The sequence below is a fragment of the Saccharothrix algeriensis genome, from assembly GCF_016907655.1.
GTDB lineage: Bacteria > Actinomycetota > Actinomycetes > Mycobacteriales > Pseudonocardiaceae > Actinosynnema > Actinosynnema algeriense.
On sequence record NZ_JAFBCL010000001.1, the window covers coordinates 5,157,831 to 5,172,893 of the forward strand.

General features: G+C 74.1%; 18 protein-coding genes. 14 read left to right on the plus strand and 4 right to left on the minus strand.

Going from position 1 to position 15,063, the window contains the following annotated elements; translation table 11 throughout:
- Nucleotides 1–351: 351 nt before the first annotated feature.
- Nucleotides 352–1,356 (plus strand): radical SAM protein, encoded by a 1,005-nt coding sequence (locus JOE68_RS23620; RefSeq protein ID WP_204844464.1) that lies wholly within the window; start codon nt 352–354, stop codon nt 1,354–1,356.
- Nucleotides 1,357–1,436: 80 nt separating this feature from the next.
- Here the strand turns inward: JOE68_RS23620 and JOE68_RS23625 are convergent, their stop codons facing one another.
- Nucleotides 1,437–2,405 (minus strand): zinc-binding dehydrogenase, encoded by a 969-nt coding sequence (locus JOE68_RS23625; RefSeq protein ID WP_204844465.1) that lies wholly within the window; start codon nt 2,403–2,405, stop codon nt 1,437–1,439.
- Nucleotides 2,406–2,538: 133 nt separating this feature from the next.
- On the opposite strand from JOE68_RS23625, the gene JOE68_RS23630 reads away from it, so the two are divergent.
- From JOE68_RS23630 to JOE68_RS23650, 5 genes are all read left to right on the plus strand, one after another.
- On the plus strand, nt 2,539–3,099 hold the full coding sequence (locus tag JOE68_RS23630; protein WP_307819846.1) for a class I SAM-dependent methyltransferase: 561 nt from the start codon (nt 2,539–2,541) through the stop codon (nt 3,097–3,099).
- Nucleotides 3,100–3,574: 475 nt separating this feature from the next.
- Complete coding sequence (locus tag JOE68_RS23635; RefSeq protein WP_204844467.1) at nt 3,575–4,252, plus strand: DUF4383 domain-containing protein; 678 nt, start codon at nt 3,575–3,577, stop codon at nt 4,250–4,252.
- A gap of 104 nt (nt 4,253–4,356) precedes the next feature.
- Nucleotides 4,357–5,013 carry a M50 family metallopeptidase gene (locus tag JOE68_RS23640; RefSeq protein WP_204844468.1) on the plus strand — a complete coding sequence of 219 codons (657 nt, stop codon included), beginning with the start codon at nt 4,357–4,359 and terminating at the stop codon, nt 5,011–5,013.
- Between the two features lie 152 nt (nt 5,014–5,165).
- Complete coding sequence (locus JOE68_RS23645) at nt 5,166–6,131, plus strand: TIGR03557 family F420-dependent LLM class oxidoreductase (RefSeq protein ID WP_204844469.1); 966 nt, start codon at nt 5,166–5,168, stop codon at nt 6,129–6,131.
- Nucleotides 6,132–6,300: 169 nt separating this feature from the next.
- The gene (locus tag JOE68_RS23650; RefSeq protein WP_204844470.1) at nt 6,301–6,594 is read left to right on the plus strand and encodes a WhiB family transcriptional regulator; all 294 of its coding nucleotides are present in this window, start codon (nt 6,301–6,303) and stop codon (nt 6,592–6,594) included.
- A gap of 367 nt (nt 6,595–6,961) precedes the next feature.
- On the opposite strand, the gene JOE68_RS23655 is transcribed toward JOE68_RS23650, so the two are convergent.
- Both JOE68_RS23655 and JOE68_RS23660 read right to left on the minus strand, forming a co-directional pair.
- Nucleotides 6,962–7,750, minus strand: a complete 789-nt coding sequence (locus JOE68_RS23655; protein ID WP_204844471.1) for a SigB/SigF/SigG family RNA polymerase sigma factor — start codon at nt 7,748–7,750, stop codon at nt 6,962–6,964.
- On the minus strand, nt 7,747–8,175 hold the full coding sequence (locus JOE68_RS23660) for an ATP-binding protein (protein ID WP_307819847.1): 429 nt from the start codon (nt 8,173–8,175) through the stop codon (nt 7,747–7,749). Before JOE68_RS23660 ends, JOE68_RS23655 begins: the two co-directional genes overlap by 4 nt.
- Nucleotides 8,176–8,301: 126 nt before the next feature.
- Between JOE68_RS23660 and JOE68_RS23665 the strand changes: the two genes are divergently transcribed.
- The gene (locus JOE68_RS23665) at nt 8,302–9,108 is read left to right on the plus strand and encodes an ATP-binding protein (protein WP_204844473.1); all 807 of its coding nucleotides are present in this window, start codon (nt 8,302–8,304) and stop codon (nt 9,106–9,108) included.
- Here JOE68_RS23665 and JOE68_RS23670 read toward each other — a convergent pair.
- Nucleotides 9,056–9,472 (minus strand): STAS domain-containing protein, encoded by a 417-nt coding sequence (locus tag JOE68_RS23670; RefSeq protein ID WP_204844474.1) that lies wholly within the window; start codon nt 9,470–9,472, stop codon nt 9,056–9,058. The two genes, JOE68_RS23665 and JOE68_RS23670, sit on opposite strands and share 53 nt — an antisense overlap.
- A gap of 425 nt (nt 9,473–9,897) precedes the next feature.
- Between JOE68_RS23670 and JOE68_RS23675 the strand changes: the two genes are divergently transcribed.
- From JOE68_RS23675 to JOE68_RS23705, 7 genes are all read left to right on the plus strand, one after another.
- On the plus strand, nt 9,898–10,146 hold the full coding sequence (locus tag JOE68_RS23675) for a hypothetical protein (RefSeq protein WP_204844475.1): 249 nt from the start codon (nt 9,898–9,900) through the stop codon (nt 10,144–10,146).
- 530 nt (nt 10,147–10,676) lie between these two features.
- Nucleotides 10,677–11,264, plus strand: coding sequence for a cardiolipin synthase ClsA (gene clsA / locus JOE68_RS23680; RefSeq protein WP_307819848.1), 588 nt, complete (start codon nt 10,677–10,679; stop codon nt 11,262–11,264).
- 39 nt (nt 11,265–11,303) lie between these two features.
- The gene (gene gcvH / locus JOE68_RS23685; protein WP_204844476.1) at nt 11,304–11,705 is read left to right on the plus strand and encodes a glycine cleavage system protein GcvH; all 402 of its coding nucleotides are present in this window, start codon (nt 11,304–11,306) and stop codon (nt 11,703–11,705) included.
- Nucleotides 11,706–11,818: 113 nt separating this feature from the next.
- Complete coding sequence (gene garA, locus JOE68_RS23690) at nt 11,819–12,283, plus strand: glycogen accumulation regulator GarA (RefSeq protein WP_015103832.1); 465 nt, start codon at nt 11,819–11,821, stop codon at nt 12,281–12,283.
- On the plus strand, nt 12,280–13,008 hold the full coding sequence (gene ftsR, locus JOE68_RS23695) for a transcriptional regulator FtsR (protein WP_204844477.1): 729 nt from the start codon (nt 12,280–12,282) through the stop codon (nt 13,006–13,008). The genes garA and ftsR overlap by 4 nt, the downstream gene beginning before the upstream one ends.
- A 143-nt stretch (nt 13,009–13,151) precedes the next feature.
- Complete coding sequence (locus JOE68_RS23700; protein WP_204844478.1) at nt 13,152–13,625, plus strand: bifunctional nuclease family protein; 474 nt, start codon at nt 13,152–13,154, stop codon at nt 13,623–13,625.
- A gap of 821 nt (nt 13,626–14,446) precedes the next feature.
- On the plus strand, nt 14,447–15,013 hold the full coding sequence (locus tag JOE68_RS23705) for a MerR family transcriptional regulator (protein WP_204844479.1): 567 nt from the start codon (nt 14,447–14,449) through the stop codon (nt 15,011–15,013).
- The last annotated feature ends 50 nt before the right edge of the window (nt 15,014–15,063 follow it).

Genomic DNA, 15,063 nt, shown 5'->3' on the forward strand with positions numbered 1-15,063 from the left:
CTTCCCGGACTTCTGCCGCTGGCGTCGGAATTCGGTCGTGAAGGCCGACCATTCATTGACCGCGAATCCTTCCGGCTCGGTTGGCGCCGCACCGTAGCACCGTTGCGGCAGCGGTCGGCCCGCACAAATCGGTTCGACCGGAAATCGGTGCCACGCCCGCCGGCGTGGAATATTTCCGGTGTTGCCGCCATTGTGGGAGCGTGTTCCGCGAACCGGTCGGGCGCCGTGCGCGGACCTGGCCGGGGCACCGCGCCGGGTGCGCGGCCGGCCGGCGGCGGACCGCGGCGCGCCGACGTATCACCGGGCCGCTCGCGCCCTCCATACCGGTATCGGGCTCGCGGGAGGGTGGAGATGGTGCGCACGGACGGGGGAGCGGTGCTGCAGGTCCACCCGACGAGGCTGTGCAACCTCAGGTGCCTGCACTGCTACTCCAGCTCGGGACCCGACGTCGCGGAGTCGGTGCCGGTCGGGGTGCTGTCCCGGGTGGTCGCCGACGCCGCCGCGCTCGGCTACGACGTGCTCGACGTCTCCGGCGGCGAGCCGTTCCTCTACCCGGAACTGCCCGCGCTGCTGAGGGCCGCGCGGGCGGCCGGGATGCGGACGACCGTCACCACCAACGCCGTGGCGCTGACCCAGCGCCGCATCGGCCTGGTGCGCGGCCTGGTCGACCTGGCGGCGGTGTCGCTGGACGGCGACGAGGGCGCCCACGACCGCATCCGCGACCGGCCGGGGTGCTTCGGCAAGGCGCTGGCCGGCATCCGGCGGCTGACCGAGGCGGGCATCCCGGTCGGCGTGACCACCACCCTGACCCAGGGCAACGCGACCCGGCTCGGCGACGTGGCGGTGGCGGCGGCCCGGTCCGGCGCGCTGCTGCTGCGGGTGCGCCCGCTGGAGCCGGAGGGCGCGGCGAACCGGCTGATGGCGGGGGAGCGGCCGGACGCCGTCGAGCTGGCGTACGCGGCCGTCGAGCTGGGGCGGGTCGCCGAGGAGCACGGCCTGGCGGTGCGGCTGGACGCCGTGCCGCGCACCGCGCTGGTCCGCGCGCCGGCGGCGTTCATGGCCGCCCCGGTGCCCGCGGGCCGGCCGCTGGGCGGCTGGTTGACCCCGCTGGTGGTCGAGGCGAACGGCGCGGCCGTGCCGGTCTCCTACGGCTTCGACCGCCGCTACGGGCTCGGCAACGTCCACGACCGGCCGTTGCGCGAGCTGGCCCGGGACTGGGACGCGGGGCCGTTCCAGGAGCTGTGCCGCACCACCTGGCGGCGGCTCGTGGACAACCGCACCGGTCCGCTGATCCCGTGGCACGGCCACCTGGTGCGCGCGTCGCGGACCGCCCGCACCGCCACCGCGGACCGCTGAGGCCGCCCGCCGCGGCGCCCGCCCGCCGGGCCGCCGCGGGCGGTGCGCCCCCCTCGCGGCGCACCGCCCGCTCCCGCCGGTCAGGGCTTGAGCACGACCTTGCCGGTGGTCGCGCGGTTCTCCAGCGCGGTGTGCGCCTCGGCGGCGTCGACCAGGGGGAACACCGTGGTCACCGGCGTGAGCCGACCGGTCGAGAGCGCCAGCAGCGCCTCCTCCTCCAACTCGCGCAGGCTCATCGTCCTGAGCATCCGGGGCCCCAGCGCCACCGACGCGGTCAGCCCCCGCGCGTACAGGTCGGCGGTCCCGATCCGGGTCGGCTCGCCCGACGACCAGCCGAACAGCACGATCCGCCCGCCGACCCCCAGCAGCTCCAGGGCCTGCCGACCCCGCGCGCCGCCCACGCCGTCGAGCACGGCGGTCACCTCGCCGACCGCGGCCCGCACCTCGTCCGCCCAGCCGTCGTCGGTGTAGTCCACGACGAGGTCCGCGCCGAGGCCGCGCACCAGGTCCACCTTCGCCGTGCTCGCCGCGCCGACCACCCGCGCGCCGACGGCCTTGGCCCCCTGCACGAACAGCGCGCCCAGCCCGCCCGCCGCGGCCGGCACGAGCACCACGTCGTCCGCGGTCGGCGCGGCGACGCGCAGCACGCCGATCGCCGTGCGCCCGGTGCCGACCATGGCGACCGCCGCGTCGTCGGAGACGTGGTCGGGCAGCTCGTGCAACGAGGCGGCGTCCGCGACGGCCAGCTCGGCGTACCCGCCGTGCGCGGCCCCCAGGTGCGCGACGACCCGCTTGCCCGCCCACCGCCCGTCGACGCCGTCGCCGAGCCCGACGACCACCCCGGCCACCTCCCGGCCGGGCGTCATGGGCAGCTCCGGCAGCCTGAACGGCCCGCCGTCCTCGCCCCGGCGCAGCGACGTGTCGAGCAGGTGCACCCCGGCGGCCCGCACCTCGACCGCCACCTGGCCGCCCGCCGGCCGGGGGTCCGGCACCTCCTCCCAGCGCAGCACCCCGGCCGGTCCGAACTCGTGTTGACGGATGGCCCGCATCCCGTTTCCCCCTCGGATCGTGGTGGTCGCGAACCTAGGACCTCGACCTTGCTGGAGGTCAAGCGCCGCCGGCGCGGCCACCGCCCGCCGGGGCGCGGCCAACCCCGGACCGGTCCTACGCGTCCTCCCCGGCGTGAAGCACTTCGACCACAACGCGCACTACCACCCGCTGTTGCTGGACCAGGTGCCGCCGGGAGCGCGGACGGCCCTGGACGTCGGGTGCGGCAACGGGGAGTTCGCGCGCAAGCTGGCCGCGCGCGGGCTGGCCGTCACGGCCGTGGACCGGGCCGTCGAGGTCTCCGCGCCGGGCGTGGACTTCCGGCGGGCCGACGTCCTGGTCGACGACCTGGGCGGGCCGTACGACTTCGTGTCGTGCATCGCCGCGCTGCACCACATGCCCTTCACCACCGCCGTCGGGCGGCTCCGGGACCTGGTCGCGCCGGGCGGGGTGCTGGCCGTGCTGGGGCTGGCCAAGGAGAAGACCCCGTGGGACTGGGTGGTCAGCGCCGCCTCGCTGCCGCCGAACCTCGTCATGCGGCTGGTGCGCGACGACCCGGTGGACAGCGCCCCGGTCCGGGACTGGTCGATGTCGGTCGACGAGGTCAAGGCCGGCGCCGAGCGGCTGATCCCCGGCGCGCGGGTCCGCCGCCACCTGTACTGGCGCTACTCGCTGGTGTGGTCCGCGCCGGCGTGACCACCCGCTCCCCGGCGGGATTAATGCTTTGACGGCAACCCGTTGCGCGCGCAATAGTGCTTTTCGACGACGGCGAAGGAGGCGCGACGTGAAAGCCGACGGGTTCGCGTGGTCCGGTGTGGCGGAACGGGCCCTCCGCTAGTCGTCGCCGCCGGCGCGGGCCCGCGCGGGGAGTTCTCCGCGGGCCGGCCGGAAAGCGCGAGGCGATTCCCGCGATCGTTCTCACGGCCCTCCGCGGAACGCGTCGCCGCATTCCGTCGTGAAGCTGCGCGCGCGACACCGCGCGCCGTGACGCCCCGACCTTCATGGGGTGGGTCGGGACGGTGCCCCGGCACGGCGGGGCAGTGGCTCCTGTCGACCGGGACGCGGGTCCGTGCACCCGCTCCCACCCGAGTTTGCCCTCTGTGACGGTCGGGTAGCCGAGGGGCGTCCGGAGCCCGGTCGGCGGGCTCCCCGGTCCTCGTGGGAGGGCGTGATGACCCACTCGACCACCGGTCGTGTCAAGGTCGCGGGACTCCAGCCCGCCCAAGTGCTGGCAGGTCTGCTCGGCCTGGCGTTCCTCGTCGCCGGCGTCGCCGGCTTCGTGCGCACCGGCTTCGGAGACTTCGCGGGCGAGCACCACGCGCTGCTGCTGGGCTTCGCGGTCAACCCGCTGCACAACGTGATCCACCTGGCGTTCGGCGTGCTGGGCCTGCTGATGGCCACCGGCTCGGGGCTGGCCCGGCTCTACGGCTGGATCGTCTTCCTGGCCTACGGCGCCGTGCTGGTGTGGGGCCTGATGCTGGCCGGCGTGGTGTCGAGCAACCCGGTGTCGGGCCTGGGCAACCCGCTGGCGCTCAACACCAACGACAACTGGCTGCACCTGGGCCTGGCGGCGGTCGGCCTGCTGATCGCCGTGCTGCCCGCGCGGCGCAAGGTCGTCGTGCCGGAGCAGGAGGTCGAGCCGGTCGCCGAACCGGTCCGCGACGACGGCGTCCGCGACCACGGGATGCCGGTCCAGCGCGACCGGGAGGACCTGAACGGGCGGCACGAGCGCGAGCCGGACGTCCGCGACCGGCGCGTCGAGTCGGCCGAACCGACGATCACCACCCGCCCGGTCCAGCCGATCGACCCCGCGGTCGCCGAGCAGCACAAGGCGCGGCACTACCGCTGACCGCGCGGCGCCACCGACCGGCCACCGTCCACATCGGACGGTGGCCGGTCCGCGCTCCGCCGGTCGGAGCGCGTCGCGGGCCGGGCCTGGCATGCTGGACGGCGATGTCGACACTCGCGCAGTGGGCCCCCGCCGTGCTCGCCCTGGTCGTGGTGGCCGGTCCCGGGACCTGGCGGCTGAGCCGCAACACCATCACCATCGCGCACGAGGGCGGGCACGCCCTCGTGGCGCTGCTCACCGGGCGCCGGCTGGAGGGCGTCAAGCTGAACCCGGACACCTCCGGCGTGACGGTGTCGCGCGGCCGGCCGACCGGTCCCGCCGTGGTGCTGATGTACCTCGCGGGGTACGTGGCGCCGTCGCTGCTGGGGCTGGGCGCGGCGGCGCTGGTCGCCGCCGACCGGGTCCGCCCGCTGCTGTGGGCCACCGCGGTGCTGCTGGCCGGGATGCTGCTGATGATCCGCAACCTGTTCGGCGTGCTGTCGGTGGTGCTGACCGGCGCGGTGGTGCTCGCCGTGTCCTGGTACGCCACGGCCGAGTGGCAGGCGGCGTTCGCGCTGTTCGTGGCGTGGTTCCTGCTGCTGGGCGGGGTGCGGCCGGTGGGGGAGCTGCAGCGCCGCCGGCTGCGCGGGCGCGCGCCGAACTCCGACGCCGACCAGCTGGCCCGCATCACCCGCGTGCCGGGCCTGCTGTGGGTGCTGCTGTTCGCCGCGGTCACCATCGGGGCGCTGCTGCTGGGCGGGCGGATGCTGCTGCCGCTGTGACGGCCCCGGGCCGGGCGGCCGTCGCCGCGTCGTCCGATGAGGTGAAGCCGGCGGCCGGGGCCGTGCGCGGGCGCGACCCGGACGCGGGGGACCCGGCCGCCGGGTGCGGACCGAGCGTGGTTCGGGCGTCGCCGCGCGGGTAACCCCCGCCCATGGTCAGCATCGGTTACTTCCTCTCCAGCGAGGAGTACGGGCCGCGCGAGCTGGTCCGGCAGGCCCGCCTGGCGCAGGACGCCGGGTTCGAGCGGTTGTGGATCTCCGACCACTACCACCCGTGGAACGACGAGCAGGGGCAGAGCCCGTTCGTCTGGTCGGTCATCGGCGCGCTGTCCGAGGTGACGACCCTGCCGATCACCACCGCGGTCACCTGCCCCACGGTGCGCCTGCACCCGGCCGTCGTCGCGCAGGCCGCCGCCACCGCCGCCGTGCAGTGCGAGGGCGGGTTCGTGCTCGGCGTCGGCTCCGGCGAAGCGCTCAACGAGCACATCTTCGGCGACCCGTGGCCCTCCGCGCCGCGCCGGCTGTCGATGCTGGAGGAAGCGGTCGAGGTGATCCGCAAGCTGCACACCGGCGAGGTGGTCGAGCACCGCGGCGAGCACTACACCGTGGAGAACGCCCGCGTCTACACCCTGCCCGAGCAGCCGGTGCCGATCTACGTGTCCGCGTTCGGCCCCAAGGCCGCGACGCTGGCCGGGCGCATCGGCGACGGCCTGTGCAGCACGATCCCCGACGCGTCGCTGGTCCGGAAGTTCCACGAGACCGGCGGCCACGGCAAGCCCGCGCAGGCCGGGTTCAAGGTCTGCCACGCGCCGACGGTCGAGCAGGCCGTCCGCACGGCCCACCGCGTCTGGCCCAACGACCAGCTGCCCGGCGAGCTGTCCCAGGTGCTGCCCACGCCGCGCCACTTCGAGCAGGCCGCGACGCTGGTGACGGAGGACATGGTGGCGCAGGCGCTGCCCGTCGGCCCTGACCCGGAGCCTTACGCGCGGGCCGTCCAGGAGTACGCCGACGCCGGCTACGACGAGGTGTACGTGCAGCAGATCGGGTCCGGGCACGAGGAGTTCTTCGAGTTCTGGGCGCGAGAGGTGGCCCCGCAGGTCCGCGGAGGCGGGCGGTGACCCCCGCCGGGGGCGCCGCCGACCCCGGCCGGCGACCACCGGGCGGGCCGGCGGGACGACCGGAGTGCGAGCCGTAACCCGATAGGGGTCCGAAACGTTTGTGCTCCCCACCCGCCGGGGTACGCCGTGATCAGCACCTGAAACGACTCCAACAGGGGGTATTCCCGAGATGACCAGCACCGCGCGCCTGCCCAAGCCCGTCACCGACGTGTGGGACTGGCAGAAGGACGGCCTGTGCCGCGGCCGGGACAGCGCCGTCTTCTTCCACCCCGACAACGAGCGCGGCTCCGCCCGCGCGGCACGGGAGGAGCGGGCCAAGCAGCTGTGCGGTCAGTGCCCCGTCCTCCTCCAGTGCCGGCAGCACGCCCTCGCCGTCCAGGAGCCCTACGGCGTCTGGGGCGGCATGGGCGAGGACGAACGCCGCCGCATCATCGCCGCCGCCCGCCGCCGCGTGGCCGCCTGATCCGTGGCGGCGACCACGGCACGGCCACCGACCCACCCCCTGCGGCAGGTCCGGACAGCGAGTTCCTCGCCACTCCGGACCTGCCGTTCACGGAGCGCGTGCCCCGCCCCGGGGCACGCACGACCCGGTCGCACCACGCGCCCGCGGCACCACGCCGTCGCGGCGTGGCGGGCCGGGGAGCGGCACCCCGGGCAGCGGACCGCGCGCGAGCCCGGAGGCGTCGCGCGCGGTGTGGCAGCCGGGTGCGCGGGCACGGCCCGGACCGGCGCCGCTCCCGGCGGCACCGCCCGCGGCGCTGCCGCCCAGACCGGTCCAGCCCGGACCGATCCCGCTCGGACCGATCCTGCTCGGACCGATCCCGCCCGGACTACTCGGTGAGCCCGTCGCGGAGCTGGCGCAGCGTCTTGGCCAGCAACCGCGACACGTGCATCTGCGAGATGCCGACCTTCTGCGCGATCTGCGTCTGCGTCATGTTGCCGAAGAACCGCATGACCACGATCTTCCGCTCCCGCTCGGGGAGCTTCTCCAGCAGCGGGTGCAACGCCTCCCGCTGCTCGATCGCCTCCAGCTCCGGGTCCTCCTCGCCGAGCGTGCTGCCCAGCGAGATGGAGCTGTCGTCGGCCACCAGCAGGTCGTCCAGCGACGCGCTGTGGTAGGCGTTGCCGGCCGCCAGGCCCTCGTGGACCTCCTCGCGGCTCAGGCCCAGGTGCTCGGCCAGCTCGGACGGGGTGGGCGCGCGCCCCAGCTGCTGGGACAGTCGCGCCGAACCCGCGTTGATCGCCAGGTGCAGCTCCTTGAGCCGCCGGGGCATCCGCACCGACCAGCTGGAGTCGCGGAAGTACTTCCGCACCTCGCCCATGATCGTCGGCACGGCGAAGGACAGGAAGTCGCTGCCCCGCTCCGGGTCGAACCGGTCCACCGCGTTGATCAACCCGACCGTGGCCACCTGCACCAGGTCGTCGTAGGGCTCGCCGCGGTGGCCGAACCGCCGGGCGATGTGCCTGGCCACCGGCAGGTGCTCGGTCACCAGCTCGTCGCGCAGCCGCTCCCGCGCGGGATCGCCCTGGGGCGTCGCGGCCAGCCGGACGAACAGCGGCGCCAGGTGGTCGTAGTCCCCCTGCGAACGCGTCGTGCCCCCGTTGTCGGATGCCGTCACGCCGTCCCCTGTGACGACCGCTTCACGAGGTCGATGTGCACCTCGTACGCGTCGGACCGGGGCGCCACCCACGTGGTCACCGAGTCCACCAGGGCGCTGAGCACCCGCCAGCCGAAGCTGTCCCGGTCCGGCGGCGCCGACCGCTTCGAGCCCACCGCCGTGAACACCTGCACCGAACCGCTCACCACGAGGAACCGCGCGCTGAGCACGGCGCTCGGCGCGGCCAGCGAGATGAGCGTCGAGCAAGCCTCGTCCACCGCCAGCTTCAGGTCCTCGATCGCGTCCAGGTCGAAGTCCTGGCGCATGGCGATGTCGGCCGCCACCGCCCGGACGATCGACAGCTGGGTCGGATCGGCGGCCATCCGCAGCTCCACCCCGGCCAAGGGGTCATCCGAATCGCCGCTCAGCGGCTCCGTGTGCGACACGCTCACCTCATCGTCCGTTTCTGTCTCGCCGGTGCTGAAGCTATCGGTACCCGAACTGATCGAACCTCACACGTGTAAGCGCCGCCCGTCCAGGGAAGACTGGTTGTTGCGCCATGGGGAGGCCCTTTGACCGATCGACTCGCGGACTACCACTGGCGGGCGGAGTTCCCGGCCGAGGCCGGTCGGCTCGCGGTGGTCCGTGCACGACTCGACAGGTGGCTGAGCGCCTCGGGACTGTCCGAGGACGACCGGTACGACCTGGTCATCGCGGTGAACGAAGCCGTGAGCAACGCCGTGGAGCACGCCTACCCGGACGGGGAGCCGGGTGTGGTGCGCGTCGAGGCCGAAGCGCGGCCCGACGGCTCCATCCGCGTCGTGGTGGCCGACGACGGCCGCTGGCGGGTCCCGCCCGTCGAGCTGTCCGACCGCGGGCGCGGCCTGCTGCTGATGCGGGAGAACGTGGACGAGGTGCAGGTCGAGCGGGCCGCCGACGGCACCCGCGTGACCCTCGTCCTCGGCGCCCGGCACACCACCCGGGGCACCTACCGCGACCCGTCGTTCGACCAGGTCCTGGTGTCGGTGCGGCGGGGCTGGGTGGAGGTCGTGGTGGTCGGCGACGTGCCGGCCCGCGCCGGGCCCGCCGTGCGGCGGCGCATCCTCACCGCGGCCCGGGGCGGCTCGGTGCCGATCGTGGTCGACCTGCGCCGCCTCGGCGCCCGCAACGACGGGCTGGTGCGCAGCCTGCACGCGATCGCCGAGGCCGCCGCGGCGGCGGGCAACCGGGTGGTGGTGCGCGCGCCGGCCGACGGCGCGGCCCACGCCGCGCTCGTGGCGGCCGGCGTGGACCAGGTCGTCGACCTGGTCGCGCACGCCAGCCCGCCTACGCTGCGCCGTCCGCCGCCAGTGCCTCCGCCACCGAGCCGTACACGCTGAACACCTCGCCGAGGCCGGTCGCGACCAGCGGCCGGGTGACCGCCCGCGCGACGGCGACCACGCGGAACGCCGTGCCCCGGCGCTTCGCGTGCTGGGCCGCCTCGACCAGCACCGCGAGACCCGCCGAACCCAGGAAGCTCACGCCCGACAGGTCCAGCACGAGGGTGTCGCCGTCGTCGAGCCTGCCCAGGACGTCCGCCCGCAGCTCGGGCGCGGTGAGCATGTCGATCTCACCGCCGGCGGCGACGACCACCACGCCGTCGGCCGGGCGGTCCACCGAGCGCACGACCTGCCCGGTCCGCGCGCTCTCCGCGGCGGACCCGGCTCCGCTCGTCGCCAGGACGTTCGGATCCTGAACCGTCACGTGGGTCTCCTTCTTCGCCTGTCTTGCGCTAGGGGAGGGAAGCCCAGGCGTGCGGACGCGCCGAGCACGTGAATGCAGCGTGGCGGCACCGTGGCCCGTGAGCCGGAGCTTCCCCGGCGCGGCTGTTGGCTCAACCGCTGCGCCACCCACCGTACGGAGCCCGGCAGGGCCCCACAAGCGGTCGGATGGCGTCTTGATCAGTTCCAGTGTAGTCGGGTGAGCGCCGTGCGGCCGATGACGGGCGGTGAGCGGTTTGCGGCGGGCGCCGCCGGTTACACCTCAGGGGAAGGAACATGCGCGCTCGGCGATGGATCCGCCCGATAAACGCCGTCGGCGGGTGGCGGAGACCACAGTTCGCGCAGAATCCTTGTGTCGGGGATAACGCCGTGACCGTCGCGAGCGACACCCCGGGTGGAGGGATCGAGATGAGCACCAGAACGGAAACCGAGTCCGAGCCCGCGAAGCGCCGGGCGGCGCGCCCCGCCCCCGTCGGCGCGGGTCCGCTGCCCACCGCACCGTGCAGCGTGGTCTGGAGCAAGGGCCACGCCTACGTGCTCGAAGGTTTCCGCGCCCGCTGGGTCGGGGTGGACGACCGCGGTCGCCCGCAGGCACTCAGCGGTGAGCAGTTGCAGCGGAGGGGTTGGAGCCGCACCAGGGTTCACCAGGGCGGCTGACCCGGCCCTCGGCGCCCGTCCCCGGCGCCCCGCCCGGTCAGCGGCGGGATCGGCGGAGACGGGACCGGTGGAGTCGGACGCCGGACTCCCCGCGCCCCCGCGGCGTCGGGTTCCCCCGAGTCCGGGTCCGCCGACGGCGTCCCACCCCGGCGCCCGCCCGGGTCTCCGCCCCGGTCGCCGGTTCCGGGCTCTCCGCCCCGGTTCCCACGCCGAGCCCCGGCTCGGGGTTCCCGCGCACGGTTCCCCGCCGGGTTCCCGCGCCCGGTTCTTGCGCCCGGTTCTTGCGCCCGGTTCCTGCGCCGGGTCCTCGCTCCGGGTTCCTGCGCCGCGTCCGACGCGGTTTCCTGCGTCACGTTCGACGCGGGTTCTCCCTCGGGTCCAACGCAGGGGCCCACGCCGGGTCCCACGCGACTCCCACGCCGGGACCCACACGCCGGGACCCACACGCCGGGACCCACACGCCGGGACCCACACGCCGGGACCCACTCTGGGGCAGCCCGCCGCACCCGGCTCCAATACAGTTCCCGGTTGTGCCGCACGATCCAGCCGACCGGCTGCTGACCATCCCCAACGCGCTCAGCGTGCTGCGCCTGCTCGGCGTGCCGCTGTTCCTCTACCTGCTGCTCGTCCCGCAGGCCGACGGGTGGGCGCTCGTGGTGCTGGTCGCGGCCGGGCTCTCCGACTGGCTCGACGGCAAGGTGGCGCGCTGGCTGAACCAGATGAGCCGGCTCGGCGCGCTGCTCGACCCGGCGGCCGACCGGCTCTACATCTTCGCCACGCTCGTGGCGTTCGTGGCGCGCGACATCGTCCCGCTGTGGGTGGCGGCGGTGCTGGTGGGCCGCGAGGTCGTGGTCGGCGCCTGCCTGCCGGTGCTGCGGGCCCGCGGCTACGGCCCGTTCGAGGTCAGCTACCTGGGCAAGGGCGCGACGTTCAACCTGCTGTACGCGTTCCCCATGCTGCTGCTCGCGCAGGGCACGTCCACCGCCGCGCAGGTCGCGCGGCCGATCGCCTACGCGTTCATGGTGTGGGGCGGCGCGCTGTACCTGTGGTCCGGGGCGCTGTACGTCTACCAGTTCTTCCTGGCGCTGCGCAGACCGCCGGGGGTCGCACCCGCCTGAACCGGTCGTGGGAAGATCCGGCAGCGAAGATCCACCGTCATGAAGGAGCACACCGCGGTGATTCCCGAGGAGCTCAAGTACACCGAGGAACATGAGTGGGTGCTGCGCACAGGTGAGGACACCGTGCGCGTCGGCATCACCGACTACGCCCAGGAGCAGCTCGGCGACGTCGTGTTCGTGCAGCTCCCCGAGCTGGGCGAGCAGGTGGGCGCGGGCCAGACGCTCGGTGAGGTGGAGTCCACCAAGAGCGTGTCGGACATCTACGCCCCCCTCGCGGGCGAGGTGGTGGCCCGCAACGACTCCCTCGACCAGCAGCCCGACCTGGTCAACACCGACCCGTACGGTGAGGGGTGGATGGTGGAGCTGCGGTTGGACGACCCCACCGCGGTCGACGACCTGCTCGACGCCGCCGCGTACCAGGAGCTGGCGGCTGCCGAGTGACGTCGATCTTCCGGCGGCTCTTCGGTCGGTGGGGGAGCCGCTCCTCAGACCAGGGTTCGGGCACGATAGGTTCTAGCGGTCTCGACGCTTCCAGCAGCAGGAGGAGAGCTCAGGTGAGCACGAACGACGGGCCAGGCGTTCCGCCCGAGCAGTCCCCGGAGCGGACCTCCGTTTTCCGGGCCGACTTCCTCGCCGAAGTAGAGGGCGCCGAAGCGCCCGCCCAGGAGCCGGCCGTCGCCGGCGTCGACGCGCTGCCCGCCGGGTCCGCCCTGCTCGTGGTCAAGCGCGGTCCGAACGCGGGATCGAGGTTCCTGCTGGACCGGGACACCACCAGCGCGGGTCGGCACCCCGACAGCGACATCTTCCTCGACGACGTGACGGTCTCCCGCCGGCACGCCGAGTTCCGCCGCGAGGGCGGCGAGTTCGTGGTCATCGACGTGGGCAGCCTCAACGGCACCTACGTCAACCGCGAGCCCGTCGACCAGGCGGTCCTCGCCAACGGCGACGAGGTGCAGATCGGCAAGTTCCGCCTCGTGTTCCTGACCGGTCCGGGCGCCGGGGGTCAGGGGGCGCAGTGACGGCGGCCGGGCGGCCACAGCGCGGGGGGTTGAGCATCGGCGCGGTGCTCGCGCAGCTGAGAGCGGAATTCCCCGACGTCACGATCTCCAAGATCCGCTTCCTGGAGTCGGAAGGTCTGGTCCGCCCGGCGCGCACCGCCTCGGGGTACCGCCAGTTCACCGCGGCCGACGTCGAGCGGCTGCGGTACGTGCTGGCGGCCCAGCGCGACCGCTACCTGCCGTTGAAGGTGATCAAGGAGCAGCTGGACGCCGCGGACGCCGGCGGCGGCGCGCCCCGCGCGCTGCGCGCGGTCGACGGCGCGGCGCCGGCCGACCAGCCCGCGGGGCAGCTCGGCGGGTCGCCCGGCGGCCGGGTGAGCCGCGAGGAGCTGCTGGCCCGCTCGGGCCTGGACCCCACCGCGCTGGCCGAGCTGGAGCAGCACGGGCTGATCCGGCCCGGCGCCTACGACCAGGACGCGGTCCGGATCGCGGCGACCGCGCGCGCCCTGGCCGACCACGGCCTCGAACCCCGCCACCTGCGCGCGTTCCGCTCGGCGGCCGACCGCGAGGTGGGCCTGGTGGAGCAGGCCGTGCTGCACCGGCAGCGGGAGGGCCGGGCGCGCGGCGCGGCCGGGAAGGCCGACGAGGCGGTGCGCGAGCTCGCCGCGCTGTCCGTAACGCTGCACACACTCCTGGTGAAGGTGGGCTTGCGCGACATCGCAGGTAGCCGCATTTCCCCCTGGTGAACCCGTGTCCGCATTGTGATCCGGTGGTACCCGGTGGTTGCGCACAGAGCCCGCTTGGCGGGTAGCGTCGAAAGAGTAGGTGGGGGATCCTCGTTGCTAGCGGGGACGCCAGAATTTCAGCGCGCTGAGGGAGGCGAGACCCGATGAGCGAGATGCGCGTCGTGGGCGTGCGGGTGGAACTGCCCGCCAACCAGCCGATCCTGCTGCTGCGCGAGACCGACGGTGAGCGCTACCTGCCCATCTGGATCGGGTCGGTCGAGGCGACCGCGATCGCCCTGGAGCAACAGGGCGTCCGACCCGCCCGGCCGCTGACCCACGACCTGCTCAAGGACGTGATCGGGGCGCTGGGGCGGCAGCTCGAACAGGTGCGGATCACCGACCTCCAGGAGGGCACGTACTTCGCCGAGCTGGTGTTCGACGGCGACGTGCGGGTCTCCGCCCGGCCCAGCGACTCGGTGGCGCTCGCCCTGCGGATCGGGGTGCCGATCCACGCGGAGGAGTCCGTGCTCGCCGAGGCGGGCCTGATCATCCCGGACGAGCAGGAGGACGAGGTGGAGAAGTTCCGCGAGTTCCTCGACTCCGTCTCGCCGGAGGACTTCCGGGGCGCGGACACGTAGCCCCCGGTCCGCCGCCTGCCGGGCGGCGGTCGCGCGGCCGGGTCGGACCCGGCCCTCCGCCGGAGCGGACCGCTCGGCGCGGGCGCCGGCGATCGCGCGGGGCGTTCCGCCCTGGCACGGCCTCGCCGGTGAGCGCGTGGGTGTTCAGCCCTGAGACGGCCCTGCCGACGAGCACGTGGGGCGTTTTGTCCCCTGACACGGCCTCGCCGGTGAGCGCGTGGCGTGTTCAGCCCTGACAGGGCCTCGCCGCACGCCCGCAGGATTTCGGGGGAGTGCTCGCGCGCGAGCGGGGGGCGACCCTGTGCGGGACTTGGCGCGAGGAAGAGCCGCGCGAGAAAGGGCCGGTACGTGCTCGGAGAACGCGCGCGTCGTGCGTGGGCGCGGGCCGCGCGGTTGGGCTGAGCGGGTGGTCCCGGGGCGCGAAGGGACGCGAGGTCGGCCCTGAGTGGGTGGTTTTCCCTCGCGGGAGCGGGGGACCACGAGGGACCGGCGTCCGGCCGCGAGTCGGAGCGGCCCCCCGTGGTGTGTGCGGTGCGTGTGGATCAGCTCCGCGTGCCACCCCCCTGGTGTCACACTTCCGGATTACACAACGTCAGAGTTGATCGGCTAAACGATCACTAAACGTCACCCGAATGGCTTACAACGGGCGGCTGTCTCAACCTCAAGTTGAGGTTGAGACACGACACGCTCAGCGCGTCGCGTTGACCTGCTCCCTAGCCGGTCTTACCGTCGGACTCAGGTGAATTGCCACGGTGTGATTCGGCACCTTGGCGGCTTCACGTTGGTCGCCGGCTGCGCAGCCGGACCGAGGGGAGGCAGGCGTGGTCGAGGAAGCGCTCATCCGGGCCGGAACCGGCGAACAGGGCGAGCTGTTCCCGGACTCCTCGCTGCCGGACGAACTCGTCGGCTACCGCGGGCCCGCCGCCTGCCAGATCGCCGGCATCACCTACCGCCAGCTCGACTACTGGGCCCGCACCGGGCTGGTCAACCCGACCATAAGGAGTGCCCACGGGTCCGGCAGCCAGCGGCTGTACTCGTTCAAGGACATCCTGGTCCTCAAGGTCGTCAAGCGGCTGCTCGACACCGGTGTGTCGCTGCAGAACATCCGGGTCGCGGTGGACCACCTGCGCCGGCGCGGCGTGCAGGACCTGGCCCGGATCACGCTGTTCAGCGACGGCACAACGGTCTACGAGTGCACCTCGCCGGAGGAGGTCGTCGACCTGCTCCAAGGCGGCCAGGGCGTGTTCGGCATCGCGGTCAGCGGCGCCATGCGGGAGATCAGCGGCACCATCCACGAGTTCCCCGCCGAGCGGGCCGACGGGCAGGCGGTCGAGCAGGCCCCCGACGACGAGCTGTCCAAGCGGCGGCGCACCAGGGCGACCGGCTGATCCGACCGCTGAGATCCCCGTCGCGCGGGTGAATCGCCCGGTCGGCGGCC